Annotated in this window: 28 protein-coding genes and 1 riboswitch; of the genes, 19 read left to right on the top strand and 9 right to left on the bottom strand. The window is 55.8% G+C overall.

Features of this window, described 5'->3' with window-relative positions:
• From MVB78_RS03415 to MVB78_RS03400, 4 genes are all read right to left on the bottom strand, one after another.
• Positions 1–940: AAA family ATPase (locus MVB78_RS03415; RefSeq protein ID WP_297487828.1), on the bottom strand; the 940-nt coding region annotated here is incomplete at its 3' end.
• Between the two features lie 79 nt (positions 941–1,019).
• Positions 1,020–1,505: an Hsp20/alpha crystallin family protein gene (locus tag MVB78_RS03410; RefSeq protein WP_297487826.1), complete on the bottom strand. Its 486-nt coding sequence runs from the start codon at positions 1,503–1,505 to the stop codon at positions 1,020–1,022.
• Between the two features lie 139 nt (positions 1,506–1,644).
• Positions 1,645–1,998 carry a hypothetical protein gene (locus MVB78_RS03405; protein ID WP_297487823.1) on the bottom strand — a complete coding sequence of 118 codons (354 nt, stop codon included), beginning with the start codon at positions 1,996–1,998 and terminating at the stop codon, positions 1,645–1,647.
• A 97-nt stretch (positions 1,999–2,095) separates the two neighbouring features.
• A complete protein-coding gene (locus tag MVB78_RS03400) occupies positions 2,096–2,956 on the bottom strand; it encodes an MBL fold metallo-hydrolase (RefSeq protein ID WP_297487821.1) in 861 nt (286 codons plus the stop codon).
• 83 nt (positions 2,957–3,039) lie between these two features.
• On the opposite strand from MVB78_RS03400, the gene MVB78_RS03395 reads away from it, so the two are divergent.
• The 10 genes from MVB78_RS03395 (at position 3,040) to trmBL2 (ending at position 13,485) form a co-directional block, all read left to right on the top strand.
• Positions 3,040–3,978 (top strand): ABC transporter ATP-binding protein, encoded by a 939-nt coding sequence (locus MVB78_RS03395; RefSeq protein WP_297487819.1) that lies wholly within the window; start codon positions 3,040–3,042, stop codon positions 3,976–3,978.
• Entirely contained in the window at positions 3,975–4,778 is an 804-nt protein-coding gene (locus tag MVB78_RS03390) for an ABC transporter permease (protein WP_297487817.1), read from the top strand. The genes MVB78_RS03395 and MVB78_RS03390 overlap by 4 nt, the downstream gene beginning before the upstream one ends.
• Positions 4,779–4,865: 87 nt before the next feature.
• On the top strand, positions 4,866–6,554 hold the full coding sequence (locus MVB78_RS03385; RefSeq protein ID WP_367270989.1) for a methylmalonyl-CoA mutase: 1,689 nt from the start codon (positions 4,866–4,868) through the stop codon (positions 6,552–6,554).
• Between the two features lie 268 nt (positions 6,555–6,822).
• On the top strand, positions 6,823–6,978 hold the full coding sequence (locus tag MVB78_RS03380) for a 50S ribosomal protein L39e (RefSeq protein WP_297487815.1): 156 nt from the start codon (positions 6,823–6,825) through the stop codon (positions 6,976–6,978).
• Between the two features lie 10 nt (positions 6,979–6,988).
• Positions 6,989–7,261, top strand: a complete 273-nt coding sequence (locus MVB78_RS03375) for a 50S ribosomal protein L31e (RefSeq protein ID WP_297487851.1) — start codon at positions 6,989–6,991, stop codon at positions 7,259–7,261.
• Between the two features lie 22 nt (positions 7,262–7,283).
• Positions 7,284–7,970: a translation initiation factor IF-6 gene (locus tag MVB78_RS03370; protein WP_297487813.1), complete on the top strand. Its 687-nt coding sequence runs from the start codon at positions 7,284–7,286 to the stop codon at positions 7,968–7,970.
• 16 nt (positions 7,971–7,986) lie between these two features.
• A complete protein-coding gene (gene rpl18a / locus MVB78_RS03365) occupies positions 7,987–8,220 on the top strand; it encodes a 50S ribosomal protein L18Ae (protein ID WP_297487849.1) in 234 nt (77 codons plus the stop codon).
• Between the two features lie 17 nt (positions 8,221–8,237).
• Positions 8,238–8,756, top strand: a complete 519-nt coding sequence (locus MVB78_RS03360; protein ID WP_366940199.1) for an SWIM zinc finger family protein — start codon at positions 8,238–8,240, stop codon at positions 8,754–8,756.
• Between the two features lie 6 nt (positions 8,757–8,762).
• Positions 8,763–12,431 carry a reverse gyrase gene (gene rgy, locus MVB78_RS03355; protein ID WP_297487811.1) on the top strand — a complete coding sequence of 1,223 codons (3,669 nt, stop codon included), beginning with the start codon at positions 8,763–8,765 and terminating at the stop codon, positions 12,429–12,431.
• 259 nt (positions 12,432–12,690) lie between these two features.
• Positions 12,691–13,485 carry an HTH-type transcriptional regulator TrmBL2 gene (trmBL2, locus tag MVB78_RS03350; protein ID WP_297487809.1) on the top strand — a complete coding sequence of 265 codons (795 nt, stop codon included), beginning with the start codon at positions 12,691–12,693 and terminating at the stop codon, positions 13,483–13,485.
• Between the two features lie 35 nt (positions 13,486–13,520).
• On the opposite strand, the gene MVB78_RS03345 is transcribed toward trmBL2, so the two are convergent.
• From MVB78_RS03345 to MVB78_RS03335, 3 genes are read right to left on the bottom strand one after another with little or no spacing between them, the layout of a single operon-like run.
• Entirely contained in the window at positions 13,521–13,733 is a 213-nt protein-coding gene (locus MVB78_RS03345; protein WP_297487807.1) for a winged helix-turn-helix domain-containing protein, read from the bottom strand.
• On the bottom strand, positions 13,730–14,050 hold the full coding sequence (locus MVB78_RS03340) for an Sjogren's syndrome/scleroderma autoantigen 1 family protein (protein ID WP_297487805.1): 321 nt from the start codon (positions 14,048–14,050) through the stop codon (positions 13,730–13,732). The genes MVB78_RS03345 and MVB78_RS03340 overlap by 4 nt, the downstream gene beginning before the upstream one ends.
• Positions 14,047–14,778, bottom strand: coding sequence for an arginase family protein (locus tag MVB78_RS03335; RefSeq protein ID WP_297487803.1), 732 nt, complete (start codon positions 14,776–14,778; stop codon positions 14,047–14,049). Before MVB78_RS03335 ends, MVB78_RS03340 begins: the two co-directional genes overlap by 4 nt.
• A 76-nt stretch (positions 14,779–14,854) precedes the next feature.
• Positions 14,855–14,928, top strand: a riboswitch (Fluoride riboswitch).
• A 15-nt stretch (positions 14,929–14,943) separates the two neighbouring features.
• Here MVB78_RS03335 and MVB78_RS03330 point away from each other — a divergent pair.
• The 9 genes from MVB78_RS03330 (at position 14,944) to coaBC (ending at position 20,745) form a co-directional block, all read left to right on the top strand.
• Entirely contained in the window at positions 14,944–15,810 is an 867-nt protein-coding gene (locus MVB78_RS03330) for a hypothetical protein (RefSeq protein WP_297487801.1), read from the top strand.
• Between the two features lie 8 nt (positions 15,811–15,818).
• Entirely contained in the window at positions 15,819–16,505 is a 687-nt protein-coding gene (locus MVB78_RS03325) for a DUF6062 family protein (RefSeq protein WP_297487799.1), read from the top strand.
• Positions 16,463–16,789: a hypothetical protein gene (locus MVB78_RS03320; protein WP_297487797.1), complete on the top strand. Its 327-nt coding sequence runs from the start codon at positions 16,463–16,465 to the stop codon at positions 16,787–16,789. Before MVB78_RS03325 ends, MVB78_RS03320 begins: the two co-directional genes overlap by 43 nt.
• Complete coding sequence (locus tag MVB78_RS03315) at positions 16,786–17,196, top strand: hypothetical protein (RefSeq protein ID WP_297487795.1); 411 nt, start codon at positions 16,786–16,788, stop codon at positions 17,194–17,196. The genes MVB78_RS03320 and MVB78_RS03315 overlap by 4 nt, the downstream gene beginning before the upstream one ends.
• 27 nt (positions 17,197–17,223) lie before the next feature.
• Positions 17,224–17,595, top strand: a complete 372-nt coding sequence (gene crcB / locus MVB78_RS03310; RefSeq protein WP_297487794.1) for a fluoride efflux transporter CrcB — start codon at positions 17,224–17,226, stop codon at positions 17,593–17,595.
• Positions 17,596–17,599: 4 nt separating this feature from the next.
• Positions 17,600–17,980: a DUF190 domain-containing protein gene (locus MVB78_RS03305; protein WP_297487792.1), complete on the top strand. Its 381-nt coding sequence runs from the start codon at positions 17,600–17,602 to the stop codon at positions 17,978–17,980.
• Positions 17,981–18,226: 246 nt separating this feature from the next.
• Entirely contained in the window at positions 18,227–18,703 is a 477-nt protein-coding gene (locus tag MVB78_RS03300; RefSeq protein ID WP_297487790.1) for a hypothetical protein, read from the top strand.
• Positions 18,704–18,758: 55 nt separating this feature from the next.
• Complete coding sequence (locus tag MVB78_RS03295) at positions 18,759–19,550, top strand: DUF835 domain-containing protein (RefSeq protein WP_297487788.1); 792 nt, start codon at positions 18,759–18,761, stop codon at positions 19,548–19,550.
• Complete coding sequence (gene coaBC / locus MVB78_RS03290) at positions 19,534–20,745, top strand: bifunctional phosphopantothenoylcysteine decarboxylase/phosphopantothenate--cysteine ligase CoaBC (protein WP_297487786.1); 1,212 nt, start codon at positions 19,534–19,536, stop codon at positions 20,743–20,745. Before MVB78_RS03295 ends, coaBC begins: the two co-directional genes overlap by 17 nt.
• A gap of 3 nt (positions 20,746–20,748) precedes the next feature.
• Here coaBC and MVB78_RS03285 read toward each other — a convergent pair whose 3' ends face one another.
• Both MVB78_RS03285 and MVB78_RS03280 read right to left on the bottom strand, forming a co-directional pair.
• A complete protein-coding gene (locus MVB78_RS03285; protein ID WP_297487846.1) occupies positions 20,749–21,576 on the bottom strand; it encodes a translation initiation factor IF-2B subunit alpha in 828 nt (275 codons plus the stop codon).
• 59 nt (positions 21,577–21,635) lie between these two features.
• On the bottom strand, positions 21,636–22,391 hold the full coding sequence (locus MVB78_RS03280; RefSeq protein WP_297487844.1) for a molybdopterin-binding protein: 756 nt from the start codon (positions 22,389–22,391) through the stop codon (positions 21,636–21,638).
• Positions 22,392–22,408: the final 17 nt, after the last annotated feature.

The raw sequence follows: 22,408 nt of genomic DNA, 5'->3' as shown, positions 1-22,408 counted from the left end.
TGAGGCCGTCCATCAGGGTGAGCAGTTGCGAGACGACGCGCTTCTCGACCTCCCCCACAACCTCCTCCCTCTTGGGGGCTATCGCGTCTATCTCGTCAATGAAGATTATGCTCGGCGCGTTCTCCTCTGCCTCTTTGAAGACCTCCCTCAGGCGTTCTTCGCTCTCCCCGTAGAACTTGCTCATTATCTCGGGTCCGTTTATGGCTATGAAGTGCGCGTTTGCCTCGTTCGCGACCGCCTTCGCGAGTAGGGTCTTACCTGTTCCGGGCGGGCCGTAGAGGAGGACTCCCTTCGGCGGTTCTATGCCGAGCTTCTCGAATATCTCCGGATGTTTGAGCGGGAGCTCAATCATCTCCCTTATCTTCTGGATGACGTCCTTTAGGCCGCCTATGTCCTCGTAGGTGACGCCAAGGGCGGTTGTCTTGGCTACCTCTTTAACTGGCTTCTCGCTTATCTGGAAGTCTGTGAAGTCGGTTATCTGGACTATGCCAGCCGGAGTGGTCGCGGTTACCACGAAGGTCAGCTCCTGGCCGAGTATGCCGACCTTGACGTAGTCCCCCCTGACCACGGGCCTTCCGACGAGCCTGTTGTGGAGCCACTCGACGAAATCTCCTCCAAAGCGTATCGGCTCTGTGGGTGCAACGATGACCCTCCTGGCCTCCTTAACCTCGGCCTTCCTCAGGGTCACCTCGTCTCCGAGGCTAACACCGGCGTTCTTCCTTATGGTCCCGTCCATCCGTATTATGCCCAGTCCCTCGTCCTCCGGGTAGGCCGGCCAGACGACAGCGGCCGTGTTCTTGGTGCCTATGATCTCAACTATATCCCCTGTCTGGACGCCTATCTCGCGCATCGCCCTCCTGTCGATCCTAACTATTCCCCTACCAACGTCGCGCTGGTAAGCGGAAGCGACCTTAAGTTTAATCTCCCTCTTCTCACTCATTCCTCACCACCTCCAAACTTTTCGTGATCGGTTACCGTAATTGAAGCCAACCCCTCGGGAAATTAAAAAAGAGGGCAGATCACTCAATCTTGACCTCAAAACCCTCCTTCTCGGGCTTTGAGGGGTTCTTCTTCGGGAGCTCGATTTCGAGGACGCCGTTGTTGTAGCGGGCCTTGGCCTTCTCTGGAACGACCGCCTCCGGAAGCTGGATGACCCTGCGGTAGCCGCTGTAGTAGCGCTCGATCCTCAGAGCCCCCTCCTCCTCAAGCTCCTTCTCGCGCCTTATCTGGGCCTCTATGTAGACCGTGTCCTCAGTGACGCGGAGCTTGATGTCCTCCTTGCGGACTCCGGGGAGCTCGACGGTTATGACGAACCTGTCGCCGCGGTCGAAGATGTCTGCAAAGGGCTCCCTCCAGTTCCCTGCAGTTTCAAAGCGCTCTCCTGGGCCATGCCAGCTCCAGAGCCTCGGCCCGCGCATTACGTCTCTGAATATGGCGTCGATCTCATCCTGAATCTCCCTCATCAGGTCAAAGGGGTCCCAGTAGCGGTCCCTCCTCCAGACCATGCTCTCACCCCCTTTTGGTTACCAATAGTTATTAAAACAGAGGAGCTTAAAAATCTTTGTGTCATAAAATGTACATCAGGGGATCTTTAAAAGCACTGCAAAGGGCGCTCAGAACGCAGAAAAAACGCAAAGAAAAAGGTTAAACATTGCTCAAAACCTTCATCAGGCCGTAGTAGACGTCGTCAACGCTCTCGGTGCCCTTCAGGGGGTACGCGAACTCGACGAGGTTCCCCTCGACGTCAACACTCGGCCTCTTAACGCTGGCCTTCACAACGCTGACTTTAGTCACCTGCACCATATCCCGGAGGATTTTAGCCCGTCCTATGAGGATCCCCTTTCTTCCTCCGGCCATCACCTCCTCCAGCTTTGGCCTGAGTCCGGTAACCCACTTCGGTCTTCTCCTGAGGGTTTCCATTGCACCACCCCCGGCTATCACCTCCCTACCGCTGCGGTTGGGCACCGCCCTTCCTTTAGTGCTCCGGGAGGGCTCCAACTCCACACTACTCTCTCGATGTTTATTAGGTTTTCCCAAGATATTTTGAAAATTTTACGAGAATAGACTTAGATTTCAGCAATATTTTCGACACTCTTCAGGGTAACCTCAGCACGCTGTTTGGCGAAATGGCAGTGGCCTCGTATCCTAATCCCCTCAGTGCCCTTGCGAACTCCCTTGCAAAACCGTAGACCGTGAACACCCTCTCGGGCCTAACCCTCTCGACTATTTTCATAAGCTCCCAGAAGTCGGCGTGGTTGCTGAGCTTGAGCTCCCCGAAGCCAGAAACTGTCAGCTCCCAGGGTGAGAGCGAGTTCCCCACCTCCGGCGAGCGGTAGGAGCGCAGGACAACGTCGCCGTTCCTTGAGATGTTCCCGAAATCGATCCCGAACTTGGAGTAGACCCTCGCGACCTTCAGCATCCTTCCGCTCGGCTTAACTGTGTAGCCGTGGACGTCGAGTACCTTCATGACCTCCTGGGCCTTCCCCGTCTGGTTGACGTAGAGGACGGGCCTCTTCCCCCTATCGAGGGCCTCCTCGACGAAGGCAATGAGCTTCTTCTCGGCTTCCCGCGGGGATGGAAAGGTAAAGCTCGGGATCCCAAAGGTCGCCTCGATCACCAGGAAGTCCGCCCTTGGGAACCTGCTCTTCTCAGCAGTCCTGAGCTTGAACCACTTCGTGTCGCCCGTGTAGAAGAGCGTTCCGTTCTCAAGCCAGAGCTTTATTCCGGAGGAGCCGAGCATGTGGCCGGCTGGATAGAGCCTCGCCCTGAAGTCCCCGATGTAAAACTCCTCCCCAAACTCGACTGTTCTGTAGAAACCGCCCTTTCTCAGGTGACTGAGGAACTTCGTCGCCTTGGTCGCGAATATTGTTTCTCCACTAACGAAATGATCGGCGTGGGCGTGGCTTTGGAATGCAACCCTTGAGGAGCTGTCGAGACCTACGTTTCCTATTATCATCACAGGGGATTTTTCATGGTGGATAATAAGTTATCCCCGAAACCCTTAATTACCAGCGTTTCGATAGACCTCTTGGTGTTAAGATGGGAACCTACATTATGAAGACCCGGGAACTAACGAAATTCTTCGGCAGGAGAAACGTCGTTTACCACCTCGATCTTAGGGTTCCCAAGGGGGCCGTCTACGGCTTACTTGGACCAAATGGAGCTGGAAAGACCACCACCATAAAAATGCTCACCGGTGCGTTGAAACCCACCTACGGCGAGATAAAAATCTTTGACATGGAGATGCCGCGCGAGAGGATTGGGATCATGGGAAGAGTCGGCTACATGCCGGAGAAGCCAATAGCCTACGAGGACATGACCATCTTCGAGTTTCTTACCTACATGGGGCGCCTCCTCGGGCTTCCGAAGGCGGAGGCAGTAAAGCAGGCGAGGAGCCTCATGGCTTACACGGGTGTTGGAAGGCTCGCGTTCAACAGAATTAGGGAGCTTTCAAGCGGGCAGAGGCAGAGAACCATATTCGCCGCCTCCCTCCTCGGTGATCCAGAGCTTCTCATCTTAGACGAGCCAACCAGCAACCTCGACCCCCTCGGTAGGATAGAGTTCATTGGGAAGATCCTTGAGCTCGCCAAGGAGGGCAAGACGGTGTTCATGAGCTCCCACATAGTGAGCGAGGTCGAGAGGACGTGCAACTACGTTGGCTTGATAAAGGACGGTCAGCTCGTTGAGCAGGGCAGGATGAGAGATTTGGCCAAGATCGAGAGCACTGACTACGATGTACTTGTTTCGGACAACGAAAAGCTCTTGGCCTTTCTCCGGGACAAGGTTTACGTCAGGGAAGCGTGGGAAGAGGAGGGCGTTCTGCGGGTTAAGCTCGACGAGAGGTTCTTGGAGCGGTTCTTCTTTGAAGTCCCCGCGTTTATAGCTGCTGAAAAGCTCGCCCTCAGACTCTTCAAGCCCCACACAAGTCCGCTGGAGAGGATCCTGATGGAGCGCTTCAACGTGGGGTGGGAGGAATGAAGTCTCCCTTTGAAACGGGCCTCTGGGTGGTGTTCGAAAGCGACTCGAGGAGGCTCCTCCGATCTAAGAGGTTCAAGATTCTCTTTGCCGTGACCTTCTTCCCGTCGCTCATATACCTCCTGAACCCGAGTCCCTCCGGTGAAGGCATCGGTCCGATGCTGAAGTCCTTTGAGGCCCTAATGCTCGACCTGCTCTCCAACTACTGGCTTGGGATAATAGGCCAGCTCATAGCAATAATCATAATGTGCGACCTCCTTGCGAGCGAGGTGGAGAGGGGAACTATAAGACTGCTCTTGGCGAAACCTCTCAGGCTGAGCACGCTCATAGCCGCAAAATTCCTGGCCGGCATCTCAGTCCTCACACTCCTCTTCGGCGTCCCCTACACAGTTATCTGGCTTTACAACCCTCTTGTCTACAAAACCGGCCTCAGCGGTCTCTGGAGGGACCTCCCCGATCTGCTCATCGTCCTCGGTGTAAGCGTCCTTATATTGGGGCTTCTCGGGGCGCTCTCGATGCTCGTCTCCGTCTTGATCAACAGGCCGCTCTATGCTTCGCTAACGACGTTTGGAGTAGCCTTCATCTTCCAGTTCCTCGTCCCACAGATACCCTACCTCCAGAATGCTGAACGCTACACACTCCCCTATCAGACGGCAGTCCTCCTCAAGGCCGGTTTCGATAGGATTGACCTCTCCCGCTTCAGGGGGGTTCCATCCCATTCTGCCATCGCCCTCTCCGTTTTGATCCCCGTGTTGCTCTTTCCTGCGTGGGCCATCCTCGTGAGGCGCGACTTTCCGGACTGATGGACAATTTATCCAACATCAAACCCGACCTTTCATTATGTAAAAGCTTTTTATAGTTCGGGGCCCAAATAGAGAGAGGTGATGGTTGTGACCTTTGATAGGGAAAAGCTCGCGAAGATCAGGGAGGAGGAGAGGCGCTGGGATGAGACCACCGTTAAGAAGTTCATAGAGAGGCGCCCGGAGAGAAAGGAGAAGTTCATGACTGACGACGGCTTCGAGATAAAGCGCATTTACACCCCCGCTGACCTCGGTGAGGACTGGGACTACCTTGAGAAGCTCGGCTTCCCCGGTGAGTACCCATTTACGAGGGGAGTTTACGCGACCATGTACAGGGGAAGGTTCTGGACGATGAGGCAGTACGCGGGCTTCGGGACCGCTGAAGAGAGCAACAGACGCTACAAGTACCTCCTCAGCCAGGGGCAGACGGGACTGAGCGTCGCCTTTGATCTGCCCACCCAGATAGGCTACGACTCCGACCACCCGATGGCGGAGGGAGAGGTCGGCAAGGTCGGCGTTGCAATAGATTCGCTCTGGGATATGAAAATCCTCTTCGACGGTATTCCGCTCGACAAGGTTTCCACCTCAATGACCATCAACTCCACGGCGGCAAACCTGCTCGCCATGTACATCCTCGTCGCCGAGGAGCAGGGAGTTACCCCCGAGAAGCTCCGCGGTACGGTTCAAAACGACATCCTCAAGGAGTACATAGCCAGGGGCACCTACATATTCCCCCCCGGGCCGAGCATGAGGCTTACCACCGACATAATCATGTACTGCGCCGAGAACGTCCCCAAGTGGAACTCGATAAGCATAAGCGGCTACCACATCCGCGAGGCCGGTGCCAACGCCGTTCAAGAAGTTGCATTCACCTTAGCGGACGGGATAGAGTACGTCAGGGCTGTCATAGAGAGAGGAATGGACGTCGACAAGTTCGCCCCGAGGCTCAGCTTCTTCTTTAACGCCCACAACAACTTCCTGGAGGAAATAGCCAAGTTCAGGGCCGCGAGAAGGCTCTGGGCCTACATAATGAGGGAGTGGTTCAACGCCAAGAACCCGCGCTCGATGCTCCTCCGCTTCCACACCCAGACCGCCGGCTCAACGCTTACGGCCCAGCAGCCGGAGAACAACATAGTCCGCGTTGCAATCCAGGCCCTCGCGGCAGTTCTCGGTGGAACCCAGAGCCTGCACACAAACAGCTATGACGAGGCGCTGAGCCTCCCGACGGAGAAGAGCGTCAGGATAGCCCTGAGGACGCAGCAGATCATCGCCTACGAGAGCGGCGTCACCGACACCGTCGATCCCCTCGGTGGGAGCTACTACATCGAGTGGCTGACAGATCACATCTACGAGGAGGCTTTGAAGTACATCGAGAAGATCCAGAAGATGGGGGGCATGATGCGCGCCATAGAGCGGGGCTACATCCAGAAGGAGATAGCCGACGCCGCTTACAAGTACCAGAAGGAGGTTGAGGAGAAGAAGCGCATCATCGTCGGCGTCAACGAGTTCGTCGCAGAGGAGCCCCTGGACGTGGACATACTCAAGGTCGACCCGAGCATAAGGGAGAAGCAGATCGAGCGTCTTAAGAAACTGAGGAGCGAACGCGATAGCAGGAAGGTCGAGGAAGCCTTGGATAAGCTCAGGAAGGCCGCCGAAACCGAGGACGAGAACCTTATTCCCTACATCATCGAGGCCCACCGCCACTTAGCCACGCTCGGAGAGGTCACCGATGTCCTTAGGGAGGTTTGGGGCGAGTACCGCGCTCCCCTGATATTCTGATCCTCCATATCCTCCGCGGGAGAAATGGGGGAGGGCAGTCCCCTTCACCTTTTTCCCATAACAGTCAATTCGGGGGAATAGGGTGCAGAGCGGGCAGAAAACGAGCCAAGGGCTCCCAGTAGGCTCATTCCATGGTATAGGCTGTCTCCGCAAAGCCCGGTTCGAGGGCGCAGTGGGCTGTACGACAACTGATACGCCCCACGAAAAAGCTTAAAAAAGGGTGGCGGAAGGAACCTTAGGCATTCCTGCTGATTGAGGAGGTGTTAACATGGCAAGGAACAAGGCGCTCGCAAAGAAGCTCAGGTTAGCGAAGGCCAACAAGCAGAACAGGCGCATTCCCGTCTGGGTTATAGTCAGAACCAACAGGAAGGTTATGACGCACCCGAAGCGGAGAATGTGGAGGAGAACCAAGCTCAAGGAGTGAGGTGGTGAGTATGCCCATAAAAGTCGGTCAGGAAGTCGTGTTCGTTATCCCGATAAGGAAGGTAAAGAAGAGGGTTCCGAGGTGGAAGAGGGCCCCCAGGGCAGCCCACTTCGTCCGCGAGTGGATAAGAAGGCACGCCAAGGCTGATAAGATCATCATAGGAACCGACGTAAACGAGAAGATATGGGGGAGGGGAATAGAGAAGCCCCCAAACAAGCTCCGCGTCAAAGTGACCGTTGAAGAGGAGGAGGGAAGGAGGATAGCGAAGGTCTCCCTCGCTTGATTCTTACCGATGAGGTGACGAGATGCACATAGAACGGCTCGATTTTGAGAATTCCCCATACCTCGGCGTATACGGCCTCGCAACGGACAGAGTAGTGCTCATCAGGGAGGGCCTGGAAGAGAGAAAGCTCTCGGTCATCCGGGAAGTCCTGAAGGTTCCCTCGGTTGAGACGAGCGTGATGAAGTCCCGCATAATCGGGATATTCGCCGCCGGCAATTCCAACGCGATCATCGTACCCTGGTACATCTGGGACACCGAGTTGGAGGGCATAAAGCGGTCGCTTGAAGAGCTCGGCATCGACATGGAGGTGGTACCATTCAGGAGCAGGCTGACCGCCCTCGGGAACCTGATACTCAGCAACGACCGGGCAGCCCTTGTGAGCGTTAAGTTCAGCCGCGAGGAGGCGGACGAGCTCGAAGGCATCTTAGGCGTCGAGGTCGAGAGGGGGATGATAGGCGACTATCACGCGGTGGGCAGTGTGGGGGTCGTTACGAACAGGGGGGGCATAGTCCACCCGGAGGCCACCGACGAGGAGATCGAGTGGCTGAGGGATCTCTTCGGGGTTAAAATCTACGTCGGGACCGCCAACATGGGGGTTCCATTCGTCGGGTCGTGCATGCTCGCCAACTCCAACGGCGTCGTAGTGGGGAACCCGACAACGGGCCCCGAGATGGTTAAGATCGAAGAGGCCTTGGGCTTCCTTGACTGAACCGGAGGTGTTGATGATGGAGGTTAAGGTCTTCCGCGTTAAAGGCGTCTTTGAGAGGAACGGAAAGAAGGAGAGGTTCACAAAGGAGTACAGGGGACTTAGGGTAGAGGACGTCACCGAGCTCGTTTACTCTGAGGTCGGCAGCAAGCACAGGGTTCCAAGGAACAAAATCTGGATCGAGGGGATAGAGGAGATCAGCCCCGAGGAGGCAAGGGATCCGATAGTTAGGAAGCTCAGCCTTGAGCTCTGATTTTTACCCTTTCCGTGATGCCCATGGACGGCGGACTCCTGTACTCCTTAGGGAGGGTTCTCTGGGTCGTTAAAAAAGGGGACAGGCTCTTTGGAAAGGTGCTGGACGGCTATCCCTATTTTCAGGAGGTAGACCTCTCCGGCGGTTCGTCCATCTGCACCTGTCCGAAGGGCGGGGACTGCGAGCACGTTGAGGCCGTTCTTGAGGCATTCAGAAGGGGGTTCTACTTCGAGTGTGCGGGGATTGAGGCGCCTGAAGCCTGCGCCATCGAGATGCTGAAGAGCGTCCCGGAGCTCGGCCTCAGGACGGTTCTCCTGGAGCTGAAGGCCAAGCTGGAGAGCGATGAGAGCGGCAGCGAAAGCGCGCGCCTTTTCTTAGAGGCCCTTGAGCTCGCGGAGAAAACTGGAGACCCATCGGGCATCGCTAAGATAGAGGCGCTTTTTGAAGAATACGCCCTAACATTCCCGGATTACCGGCTCACAGAAAGGCTTAAATCCAGGATTGAGCTCACTAAAAGGAGATTGATGAAGGGATGATGGGCCATGAAAGCTCTCTACAGGGGGATGTGCCCCAACTGTTCGGGCAGGATTTCAGACGAGAGGCTCATCGCGAAGAACCCCTGCACTTCCTGCCTTTCCGAGCCCGTTCACGCCGACTCCTATTTTGAACTGGTGGAGACCGTAAGGAGGACCCTGAAAGAGGCCGGAACCCTAAAGCAGTGGGAGGAGATATACCGCCTCGAAAGCGGGCTCAAAGAAGTTGAGGGGCTCTTTGAGAGGGCAACGGGTTTCAGGTTCTGGAGCGCCCAGAGGACGTGGGTGAAGAGGCTCCTCAAGGGAAGGAGCTTCTCGATAATAGCCCCGACCGGAATGGGCAAGAGCACCTTTGGGGCGTTCATGAGCCTCTGGCATGCAAAGAAGGGAAAGAAGAGCTACATAGTCGTTCCCACAACCCCCCTCGTCATCCAGACGGTTAAGAAGATAGGGGCGATGCGCGAGAGGCTCGGACTCGACGTCAAGCTGGCCTATTACCACGGCAACCTCAGGAAGAAGGAAAAAGAGGAGATGCTCGCCCTCATAGACTCTGGTGAGTACGACATCCTTGTAACGAGCGCCCAGTGGCTGGCGAGGAACTTCGACGACAGGCTGAAGGGGAGGCACTTCGACTTCATGTTCGTGGACGACGTTGACGCTTTTCTGAAGGCGAGCAAGAACATAGACCGCTCCCTCTATTTGCTCGGCTTCAACGAAGAAACCCTACAGAAGGCCTGGGAGATAATCAGGCTTAAGAAGGGGATGGCGCGCTACCTGAACGGAAGGAGTGAGGACAGAAACGAGAGGCTTAAGGAGCTCAACGAGCAAATAGAGAAGCTCCAGCGCGAGATCGAGGGGTTTAAGTCGGGGAGAGGCATAGGGATCATGATCATCGCCTCCGCCACGGGGAGTGCGAGGGGGGACAGGATAAAGCTCTACCGCGAGCTGCTCGGCTTTGAGGTCGGAAGCGGGAGGAGCGCCCTCAGAAACGTCGTTGACAGCTATCTGAAGCCGAGTAAGGACGTTAAAGAACACGTGGAAGAGCTCCTAACGATGTTAGGAAGGGGCGGCCTTGTCTTCGTCCCCACTGACCAGGGGCTCGGCTACGCGGAGGGGCTCGTGAACTACCTCCGGGAGCGCGGATTTAAGGTCGAACTCGTAAGCTCAAAGAACAGGAAGTCCATCGAGCGCTTTGAGAACGGCGAGGCTGATTACCTCGTTGGCTCGGCGACCTACTACGGCTCCCTCGTCAGGGGGCTCGACCTACCGCACCTCATACGCTATGCCGTCTTCACGGGCGTGCCCAAGTTCCGCTTTTCCATAGACCTTGAGAGGCCGACCATCTACCGGGCCTTAGGGCTCCTCAGCGAGGTTATGGACTTCCTGAGCGATGAGGACAGAAAAACGGCCGAGAGGCTTCATGCGAGGCTCAGAAGGCTCATAAGGAACATCCCCCAGTTCGAGCTGATGAAGATCGAGGAGGCCCTGGCCGAAGGCGTCCCAATCGAGAACGAGTTCCACAACCACGTCCTCAACGTCTTCCGCGAGCTTGTGGAGTTTCTCAGGAGGGTTCTCCACGATGGGGAGGTTTTGAGGAAGTTAGCGGAGGATCCGTTCGTTAGCCTGACGAAGGAAGGGGGGAAGTGGTACATTGAGATCCCCGACGTGAGAACCTACATTCAAGCAACGGGGAGAACGAGCAGGCTCTTCGCCGGCGGGATAACCAAGGGCCTAAGCGTCCTCCTGATCGACAACGAGAAGGTCTTCAACGGTTTGGTAAGGCAGATGCGCTGGCGCTTCACCGAGTTCAGGATGGTGCCCTTTGAGGAGCTCGACCTCAAGGAGGTGCTCAGGGAGATAGACGGGGACAGGGAGAAGGTAAAGCTGGTCATGGAGGGCAAGATAAGCGCCAGGGTGAAAGATCTCGTGAAGTCCTCGCTTATGATCGTTGAGAGCCCCAACAAAGCCCGGACGATAGCGAACTTCTTCGGCCAGCCGAGCAAAACGAGGATAGGCGATCTGGTTGCCTACGAGGTGAGCATAGGGAACAGGATGCTGACGATTTTAGCCAGCGGAGGGCACATGTTCGACCTCGTGACGAACGAGGGCTACCACGGGGTCATGGTTGAGGGAAATGGAGACACCCTGAAGTTCATACCGGTTTACGATACCGTGAAACGCTGTCGGGACTGCGGGCACCAGTTCGTTGACTGGGAGAAAAAAGGCGTCTGCCCGCGCTGTGGGAGCACGAACGTGCGCGATGCCTTTGAGAACGTCGTTGCGATGCGCGAACTGGCGCAGGAAGTTGATGAGATACTCATAGCGACCGACCCGGATACCGAGGGAGAGAAGATTGCCTGGGACATAAGGAACATTCTGAGCCCCTACACGCCGAACATCAAGAGGACGGAGTTCCACGAGGTTACGAGGCCGGCTATACTAAGGGCCATTGAAGAAGCCAGGGACGTAAACGAGAACCGCGTCGAGGCTCAGATAGTCAGGAGGATAGAGGACAGGTGGATAGGCTTCGAGCTGAGCCAAGAACTCCAGCGCGTCTTTGAGACGTACAACCTCTCGGCCGGAAGGGTCCAGACGCCAGTTTTGGGCTGGATAATCGAGCGCTATAAGGAGTTCAGCGAGAGCGAGACCTACTTCCTTGGCCTGACCCTTGAGAACGGTCTCCAGGTTGCGGTTGAGATAGGAAAGGGGGGTAAGGAAGTAGAGCCCCCCGAAGAGGTCACCGTCGAGGAGGTTCAAGTTGAGGAGAGGGAGCTCAACCCGGCGCCGCCATACACTACCGATGCTATGCTCAAAGATGCATCAACCTTCCTCAAGCTCTCAGCGCCCGAGACGATGAGATTAGCTCAGGATCTGTTCGAGGCGGGGCTGACGAGCTATCACCGCACAGACAGCACTCACGTCAGCAGCACCGGAATAGAGATAGCGAAGGAGTACATAACCCAGGAGGTAGGCGAGGAGTACTTTAAGCCAAGGCACTGGGGTGAAGAAGGAACCCACGAGGCGATAAGGCCGACGAGGCCAATAGACACAGGAAGGCTGATGCAGCTCGTCCGCGATGGAGTAATCCAGCTCCCGAGGAACCTGACGAGGAACCACTACCGCTTGTATGACATGATATTCAGACGCTTTATGACGAGCCAGATGGTTTCGGCGAAGATACTCTACGAGAGGGCGGTGATAAACGCAGGCATTGCGAAGGCAGAAGTAGAGGGCTACGTTGAGATCATCGAGGACGGCTGGACGAGGCTACGGAATCCGCCCTTCAGGCGGATGCCGAGGATGGAGAAGGGAGCGAAGCTGAAGGTCGTTGAGGCGAAGAAGTGGAAGGCCCCGAAGGTTCCCCTCTACACGCAGGGTGATATAATAGCCATGATGAAAGAGAGGAAGATAGGAAGGCCCTCAACGTACGCAAAGATAGTCGAGACCCTCCTGAGGAGGGGCTACGTAATCGAGACTCGCGGGAGGAAGAAGCTCGTACCGACTGAGAAGGGTATAAAGGTCTACCACTACCTGATAAGCAAGTACCGCGATCTTGTGAGCGAGGAGCGCACGAGGGAGCTTGAAGAAACGATGGACAGGATAGAAGAGGGCAAAGCAGACTACCAGGCCGTTCTAAGGAATGTTTACGGGGAGATCACAAGGCAGATCCATGGCTGATTCCTTCTCACTCCCCTTTTAAACATCAAGCCGCTTTGGTTGTGATTTCGACCCTGAGTTCAGACTGGAGTTTTTATGGCCGTAAAGTTTAATAATCAGCATATGGTAACGTAGTTGCATGGCCGTGCACATTGAGTATGAAGTCCGGAAGTTATTCGGTTCATTAGCTGACTGCATGCCCACCGACTATTTCATATAAGGAAAAAATTTATATAGGGTATCCCGCTAATACTAATATCCGATATGAGGTGGTGGTAAGATGGTAAAGGACAGGATGGTTGAGCTCCTTCAGGAGCACTTTGAGTTGAACCTCTACGAGGCAAGGGCGTACGTGGCACTGGTCGGTTTCGGCGTCTTGACCCCGGCCGAGTTGGCCAGCGTCTCAGAGGTTCCGGCACCGAGAACCTACGACGTTCTCAGGAGCCTTGAGAAGAAGGGCTTCGCCATAAGCCAGCCAGGCAAGGTCAACAAGTACAGGCCGGTTCACCCCGAGAACATCCTCGAAAAGTTCATCGAAGAGTGGCAGGAGCGCATCAAGGAGGAACTGGAGGCCAAGAAGAAGGCCAAGGAGGAGCTCCTCGAACTCATGACCCCGCTCATAGAGACGGAGATGCCCAAGTATGGTGTTGAGAGGGTCTGGGTCGTCCGCGGAATCAGGAACGCAACCCTGAAGACCAAGGAGATGTTCGAAACCGTCAAGGAGAAAGTCCTCCTCGCCGACGACGGCTACATAGCGGTGAACCTTGAGAAGGATCTCTTAGAGGCCGTGAACAGGGGCATAGAGGTGAAGATCATAGTGGCCGAGAACATACTCCCGAGGCTCAAGGCGTCAAGGCTCCTCGACTACGCGAAGGAGGGCAAGATCGAGGTCAGGGTCCTCGACAAGTTTGAGCTCCCGATGCTCATCTGCGACGACGAAGTCTTTTTCGCCCTCGAGGACATGGCCGCCAGGTACTTCAACTACGAGACCCAGATCTGGATCAGGGACTTCAGGGTAAGGAACCTCTTCGAGGCAAAGTTCAACGAGTACTGGGAGAAGGCAAAGCCCCTCTGATCCCCTTTCCCTTCTTTTTTAAGGAAAAAGAAAAATCAAACGTATTTGAACTCCTCTTCGAGCTCGCTCTTTTCCCTGATCTTCCAGAGGATCTTCTCCCCCTCCTGGTAGCTCTCCACTTTCCCCTGCTCAAGGAAGCGGAGGAGGTATCTCTTGACCTCACCCGCCCCGAGTCCCGTTTCCTTAGCTATCTCTTCAACAGTCTTGGGGCCCTCTTCAATGGCCTTCAGGACTTTCAGGCTCTTCATTTAGCTCCCTCCAGTTTCCGGTACTTCTCTATCAATTCTATTATCATACCCATGACCCTTAAGTGTTTCTCCAGTTCTCCCACATCATCCGGGAGCCCGGCGGCGAGCTCGTTAAGCTTTTCAAAGAGGATAGCATCAACTTCCCCCCGGTTCTTCCCCTTCTTTTCCCTGTACTCGCAAACCGGGCAGAAGACCCTCCCGTCCTTCTCAAAGAGAGGGGAGCCGCATTTGGGGCAGTGCCTGTCGAGCATCTTAGCCCCCGAGAGCATCAGCGGTATTATGACGTTCCTTATCTCCTCCTCTGTAGGGCCTTTCATTCCACTCCCTCCCTGAGCAGACTGAAAACCTCAACAACAGCTCTCTTTCCCTTTTTAGAGCGCTTTATTCTCGCTGAGATCTCTGCGATGTCAAAGGCCCTTACCCTGAAGTTCTCAAGGATCCCGCCTAAGAGGTCGAGGAGCTCGTCGAGGTCGAGCTCACCGTGCTGGAAGCGCGCTATCCCGTACTCAGGTCTGAGAACGTCCATGTCAACGGTGAGGTACACCTCCTCCCCGAGGTACTCCTTGGCCTTTGAGATGGCCCGCGCCGGTGAGGGTCTGATGCTCGTGTACGCCTTCCATCCCCTTCCAGTTCTCCGCGTCCTCTGGAGAGCCGGGAAGATCCTGACCCGCCTCGTCCAGAGCTGCGTCCTCGGGGTTGTTGGTATCATAAGGACGGGCCCGAAAACGGCGGCCCTTAGGTTGGGGTTGTTCTCCAGGGCGTAGGCGAGCCAGGAGCCGTGGTCGAGGTAGTCGTGCATAAGGTCTGTGTGGGCGTCAACGCTTATAACCGAGGACGGACGGAGGAGGTCTAAGATAGCGTAGGTTGCCAAGTGCTCACCAACGACGTAACAGCAGTCACCCACCAGCTTTTCCCTCAGGGCCCTGAGGTTTCCGGCGCTTATAACCTTAGCCTCATCTACCAGGCCCTCCCGCTCAAGGAGCCTTTTAACGTACTCAACGCCCTCCCTGTTTGGTCTCTCTCCGAAGGGAAGGAAGGTTGCCATTCCACCACCACAGGGGTTTCAGGCCCCACCTTTTTAACGGTTCCCGGCGCAATCCTTAAAAATACTCTCCCCTCGAGTTACAATGGGTGATGGCGTCCACCCGGGGAGAAACCCCGAAGCGCCCTCCGGGCTGATGACGCCTGTTCTACTGCGGGAGGCGGTAGAATGGGCTCGAAGCTCGAGGAGATAGGCAGGTTCATATCCATTGGAGGGGTTCTTGAGTACATCGGCGAGAGGAGGCATGAGGACGGGGGGTACTGCTTCGTAAGCGTGCTGGACGACACAAACGTTAACGACACTTACTACGCCGTTAAAACCTACGACCTCCTCAACATAGAAATACCTGAAAAGGAGAGAACCGTTGAGTTCCTTGAGAAGGCCATCCAGCCCCAGACCGCCGTTGTGGCAATAGCAATGGCTTTGGAGGGGCTGGCAATCCTCGGTGCCCCCGACCTCGCCAGGGAGCACGTGGAGATAGTCTTCACCAAGTACAACCCCCTTGAGGGCAAGTTTGCGGTCGGCCTCGGCGGCAGCGAGGAGTTCGGGACGGCGACCCCCTTAGAGGCCACCTACTGGGTTGTGAAGGCCTTCAGTTCGATAGGTGAGAGCTTTGACACCGAGGAGAGGGAGAGAATAAGGGAGTTTGTAATGGCCTACCGGAAGGGAGCGGCCTACGGGGTGAGGGACCCCACGACCACGATGACATATCAAGCCCTCTACAGCCTCAGAGCCCTCGGGTACAGGCCCCCGAGAACGGATCACTTCAAGAGGGTTGAGCTCTGCGGTGACTGGGGCGGTTTTACAGAGGTTCCCTACAGTCTCCCACCCTACCTTGAGCCGACATTCTATGGCGCGAGGGGACTGGAACTCTCAGGACAGCTGCCGGACTGCCCGAGGAGGCATATCCATTTCATAAGGCAGCTTCAGAACCCGAACGGAGGCTTCAGGCGTTCCCTTGAGCTTGGCATCTCGAACTTCCAGAACACGTACCGTGCGGTCGCCGTCGTTGACGCGATGATAAAATACCTGTAGGCGAGACCATGAGCCTGGTTACCGTTAGACTCAAGGAGCATTTCAAGGGGCATGGATGTCCTGTATGCTCCGTGCTGAAGGAATTTGAGAAGAGGGAGATGGAGAACATCCTCTACGAACACGTCAACAGCCCCCATGTTAGGGCAGAGATAAGGAAGAGCCTCGGCCTCTGCCCCTATCACGCGTGGGCGCTTTTCGAGACAGCGTACTCAAACCCCCTCCTCGGGCCCCTCGGCATCTCGGTGATATACGACGACATGCTCTCGACCTTCATCAGGTCAATCGAGCAGGAAGCGGACTTAGATGGTGAATGCCTGATATGCAGGCACTCCCTGGAGAGGGAGAAGGACGTAGTGGATGAAATCGCGTCCCATCCGGAGGAGTTCACAAGGATCTACCGGGAGTCCCCTGCCATCTTCTGTAAGAGGCACTACGGGCTCATAGTCAAAGCTTTAAAAGAGAGGGGAATTGATACCTCGGAACTTAAGGAGGTTCACCTCAAGAAGCTCAGGTCCCTTGAAAGGGCCCTTTCGGAGTTCATAGACAGCTACGACTACCGTTCTAAGGAGACAGGGAAGAACGCTTGGGCCCTCCCCGAGACGATAGAGGCCCTCAAGGGGAAGAGGACAGCTGTTTCACTGGGTGATGGAAGGTGTTCAGCTTTAAAAAAGAGGAGACTGTTGAAGTTTCTGTAAGGCCCGATGAGCTCGAACTCCTCAAGGAGAGGAAGGGGGAGGTTGAGGCGATACTCAGAGACGACGGGGCGCTTGAGAGGATCATCAGGTACCTACTCTACAAGGAGCTCCTCTCAAAGAGGGAAGCCCTCGCAAAGCGCCTGGCGGAGCTTGAGTCAAGTTACAGAGAGCTCACGGAGTTCGATGTAAAGGCCCGGGAAGATAGAAAGGCCTTTATGGAGCTAAGGGAGGAGCTCAGAAAGGAAAACAACAGACTGAGAGGGATGCTGAGGGGGAGAGGATGAGGATAATCGTGAGGTCCAAGAGGGACAGGAGAAAGGTAGTCCTAAAGATGCCCGACGAGTCCTTCAGGCGATTGGAGACCCTGCTTTCGGAGTACGGCTTTCGACTTGATGCCCTCCTGCTGGATCTGGCGAGGACAGAGAGCATCGACGTGCCAGCCGTCAGCGACGGGGAGCTCAAGTCCCTCTCCGAGGAAGTGTCCCGGCTGGAGGAGGAGGTCTACAAGCTCGAGGGCAAGTGGTCGCCCCTCAGGTTCAAGACCTACTACATCGTGCAGGACAACAGGAACCTCTCGATACAGCTGTCCGGGATGATAGCCGAGAACAAGAGGTTGAGGAAGACCCTCGGCTTGGAGGAGAAGGACTGGAGTGAAGCGGAGGAGCTCATCCGCTACTACCTGAGCATCTGACCCGTACCAAGGTACGATGGTGATCAGATGAACGCAAGGCTCCTTCTCGCCGTGGCACTCGGGGGTTCCCTCGGCGCGGCCGGGAGGTTCTACATCTCGGGTCTCCTCCCTGCTTATCGGGATTTCCCAGTTGGAACGCTGATCGTGAACAGCGCGGCGAGCTTTCTGCTTGGTTACATCTACGGCCTTCTCTTCTGGGGGATCGAAGTCCCGCCGGACTGGAGGGCCTTTTTCGCCACCGGCTTCTGCGGCGCTCTAAGCACTTTCTCCACCTTCTCCTACGAGACTTTCTCCCTTCTGATGGAGAGGGAATACCTTATAGCGGCACTGAACATCGCGGCAAACGTTATAATAACCATCGCCCTAATCTTCGCTGGCTTCATCCTGGCGAGGAGGTGAGGTCATGGTTGAGGTGGAGCACTGGAACACGCTGCGCTTAAGGGTCTACATCGGGGAGAACGACCGGTGGAACGGCAGGCCCCTCTACAAGGCCATACTCGAAAAACTGCGCGCCATGGGGATGGCTGGGGCCACGGTCTACAGGGGCATCGCGGGTTTCGGCAAGAAGAGCCGCCTGCACTCCGCGGACATAATGAGGCTTTCCGCGGATCTGCCGATTATAGTGGAGGTGGTTGATAAGGGTTACAGGATAGAGAAGGCTATATGTGAGATAAAGCCCATGATAAAGGACGGCCTCATAACCGTTGAGCCGACGATAGTGGTCTGGCTCGGCACGTCCGAGGAGGTCAGCAGGTTCGAGGAGGACGCCGTCAGAGAGGCCTGAGGCCCTTCTCTGGAAAATTTACAGTTGAATCAAAAAATTCCAAAATTAAATTGAAAAAACCACAATTCTTGGGGAAAAGTTTATATAGTTTAAGTCCCTAATAATGTCAAGCGGGCGGCACCCCGTGGTTCAATAAGCCGCTCCAATAAGATGCTCCCAATAACCGACCCTCCGGGATTATTTCCCCTTTTCTTCCGAAAGTCTAATAAAAAATAAGGGACTATCTCCAATTGTGGGGGTGGAATAATGATAGAGCTTGACTTTGAACTTCCTTTCAGCTCTCTAAACGATATAATGGACGTCTTCCTCACGAGGGGAGCCCTCATAAGGTGGGTGTTCTACCAGGATCACCGGAATGCCTTCGCCGTGAGGGTGTTAGTCCCGGAAATCGAACTGGAAGAGACGCTTTTGGAGATGGCGGGTGCTTTAGAAGAGCCACTCGAAGTCAGTATTCTGCCCGAGGGAGCTGTTGTAAAGTTAGATCAGGCTTTTCTGACGTCCGCCCTCATCGGGGAGAAGAGGTACCCAATCGTTGTCCTCATGCACTTTGAGACAAACCCCCGCGTTCCCGATGAGGTCCAGCTGTTAACGCGCTCGGATTCGCCGAAGGAGATAATATCCTCACTTTTGAAGGTCTCAATAGGGCCCTTCAGTCTCTCAAACCCGGATCACACGAGGATAACCCGAGAGAACGGCATGACAAGGGTTGTTATAAGCCCGTAATAGACAATCGAAAAAAATTTATACACCATGGAGTTGAAGCTAAGCCGTGATGTGAATGATTGGCATTGGCTATAGGGAAGTGAAGCTCATCGCCGAGATAACAGCCTTCTCGGCCGTAACGCTCGCGGTCTACAGTGTGTACATTCTCGGCCCGCACATTGAGGAGTACACCAGCAGGAGGCTATGGTTCGGGATCAGGCTCTCCCTCTTCATATTCTGGACCGGCTACCTCATAAACGTCCTGAACGACATCATCCTAACCCCCCTCATGAAGGTTCTCGATGACGTTTTCATTGCCCTCGGTGCCTTCTTGGGGGCCATCTACCTCTGGACAACCGCTCAGATACTCAGCAGGGCCCTTCCCTCCCCGAAGAAGCTCAGCGGTACGCCTTCGATGACCATAAACGGTGTCTTCCTCGTACCCCCCAAATACGAGGAGCTCAAGTCAATCCTCAAGGGGTTCAAGGTTCTCGCGGTGACGAGAACGCCCTCTCACTACGCGGAAGCCGGTATACCCTACATCTGGATAACCCCTGCAAGGAACGGTGAGAACACGATAGACCCGCGTGCCCTTGCCCCGCTGCTCCAGAGGCTCGTTGACAGCGTTGAGCCGGGAACCGTTGTGATCCTCGACGGAATCGAGTACCTCATAATCGAAAACGGCTTCAACTCCGTCTTCCGCTTTCTCACGAACCTGAAGGACAGGTTGCTCCTCAAAGGGGCCAGCCTGCTCGTTGTGGTTGATCCTATGACCTTCGATGAAAAGCAGCTCAGCATTCTTGAGAGGGAGATCCCATGGCTTCAGCCCTTTGAAAAGGGGGGAAGGAAGTATGAGGCATCACGTTGAGCTCATATACGCGAGGAAGAGTAGAAAGCTCGTGGGGAAGAAGATAGTCCTTGCGATATCGGGTAGCGTAGCGGCAGTCGAGTGCGTTAAGTTAGCGAGGGAGCTGATAAGGCACGGCGCCGAAGTCCACGCCGTCATGAGCCCGAACGCGCAGAAGATAATCCACCCCTACGCCATGGAGTTCGCCACCGGAAACCCTGTTGTGACTGAGCTCACCGGCTCCATAGAGCACGTTGAACTGGCTGGAGAGCACTCGGACAAAGCTGACCTGGTACTCGTCTGCCCCGCGACTGCCAACACCATAGGGAAGATAGCCTGCGGGATAGACGATACGCCCGTTACAACGGTCGTTACGACGGCCTTCGCCCACACACCCGTGATGATAGCGCCCGCGATGCACGCGAGCATGTACGAGCATCCAATCGTAAGGGAGAACATCGCCAAGCTCCAAAGGCTCGGCGTCGAGTTCATCTCCCCGAGGTTTGAGGAGGGAAAAGCCAAGGTGGCCTCAACCGACGAGATAGTTTACAGGGTCATCAAAAAGCTCCACAAAAAGGATTTGATGGGAAAAAGGGTTCTCGTAACCGCGGGGGCGACGAGGGAGTACATAGACCCGATACGCTACATAACCAACGCGAGCAGCGGAAGGATGGGCGTCGCCATGGCGGAGGAGGCGGACTTCAGGGGCGCGGAGGTCACACTGATAAGAACGCGGGGGAGCTTGCAGAGCTTTGTTGAGAACCAGATCGAGGTTGAGACCGTTGAGGATATGCTGAAAGCGGTCGAGTCCGAGCTCGGGAGCAGAAAATACGATGTTGTGGTTCTCGCTGCTGCCGTCAGCGACTTTCAGGTTGATGGGAAAGCGGACGCCAAGATAAAGAGCGGGAAAACCCTCATCCTGAGGCTCAGGCCAACGCCGAAGATAATAGACCGCGTTAAGAAGATCCAGGGGGATGTCTTTTTAGTCGGCTTCAAGGCCGAGACCTCCCTGGGAGAGGATCTGCTAAAGGCCGCTAAGGGGCAGATTGAGAGGGCGGGAAGCGATTTGGTGGTGGCCAACTCACTCGGGGCCTTTGGGAGCGATGAAAACGAGGTCATCCTCGTGGGGAGAAACTTCGTCAAAAGGCTCCCCAAGATGGGAAAGCGGGAGCTCGCCGAGAGAATCTGGGATGAGATCGTCAAACTCCTCGGTTAGCCTTCATATCTCCTTTGGAGGGACGAGTATGCCGAGTTCTGTTATCACACCCCTCACGTATTTCCAGGGAGTAACGTCGAAGAGGAGGTTCCTGACCGGGTAACCGTTCCTTGAGTAGGGCCTCTCAACGAGCTCAACGTCCTTAGCCTCCAGCTCGGGGTGGAGTTTGAAGCTCTCCGCGGCGACGTAGAAGGGAACGCCCGAGTCGTAGCACGCCAGGGCTAAGAGATAAGTGCCGGCCTTGTTCACCACCGCGCCGTCCCGGGTTACGTTGTCTGCCCCGACGAGGGCAAGGGTCGCCTTCCGCGCGAAGACGCCGAGCTGGGCGTCAGTTATGAGCTCAAAGGGCACCCCAGCAGCGTCCAGCTCCCTGGCCATTGCGATGCCCTCGTTGTCGGGGGCGCTCTCCGTTAGGATCACCCTGAAGGGCTTCCCCTTCCTCCTGGCCGTGAGCAGGATCTCAAGAACAGCGGAGGAGAAGGAGTGGGTTATCACTACCTCGTTTTCGTCGATGAGCTCGCTCCCTATGTTGCCTATCTCCCTCTTGGACTCGTCTACGAGCCTGATGAACTCCTCCGCCCTGGCCCTTAGAAACTCCGGGTCTCCGGTAACGGGTATGAACCGTGCGAGGTTGTAGAGGGACGCCATGCTTCGGTTCACCGCGGGGATCCTCTCCCTCATCTCCTCAAGTGCCCTCCTGAGCTCGTCCCCGCTCAGCATCTCGGAGAGGAGGAGGTAGGCCTCTGCACCCCTCCTTGCGAGCCAGCTCGCCCCGCGTATTCTCTCAGTCCTCATCTCCTCAAGGATCCGTCCGACTTCCACCGGGATCATGGGATTCAGCCCCCTGGCCAACGGCCTACCTGCTCCTCTGCCCTTATCAGCTTTTCGCCTCAGGGCTCCTCAAAGCGCACACCCTTGGCCTCCATGAACTCCTTCGCCTTCTCAGCTTCCTCCTCGCTCTCGGCGAAGATGATCACGCCTATGTACTTCCCGAACCCCTTGGGGGAGGAGTGTATCCTAACTTTAAACCTCTCAACGGCCTCGCTGAGGACCGGAGCGAGCTTGCTCTCGTCCGTTATCTCAGCCAATAGCTTCTTCTGGATGAACCTCCTCTCCCCGAGCCTCGGGAGGACTCCCCTTTCGAGCATCGCCTTCATCTCACGGGGCATGCCCGGCAGAACGAAGATCTTAACGCCCTCGTGCTCGATGTATGCCCCGGGTGCGGCCCCTTCAGTGTTCTCAAGGGGCTCCGCCCCCTCCGGAAGGTAGGCCATTTTCCTCCGCCCTTCGTTCAAAGAGGGGTCGTCTATGTAGCCCTCCCTGTAAAGCCGCTCGTAGAAGGCTTTGATATCCTCAAGGCAGGGAGAGCAGAGGACGAGTTTCCTGCCGAGGGCCTCCGCAACGGCCGGCATTGTAACGTCGTCGTGGGTCGGCCCGAGGCCGCCGCTTATGACGAGAACCTCCGGCTTTCTCGCGAGTATCTCCCCAACCGCTGCCTTTATCTCCTCCACGTCGTCTCCGACGGTTGTCTTTCTCCTGACCCAGTAGCCCCTCTCAGTTAGCCTCTGGCCTATGAAGGCCGAGTTGCTGTCCACCGTGTGCCCGGTCAGGAGTTCATCCCCTATCGTGAGGATCTCCGCGAACATCCCGACCACCGGCTTCA

It is taken from the genome of Thermococcus sp., from assembly GCF_026991495.1.
Taxonomy (GTDB): Archaea; Methanobacteriota_B; Thermococci; order Thermococcales; family Thermococcaceae; genus Thermococcus.
This window is presented reverse-complemented; position numbering and strand designations above follow the sequence as displayed.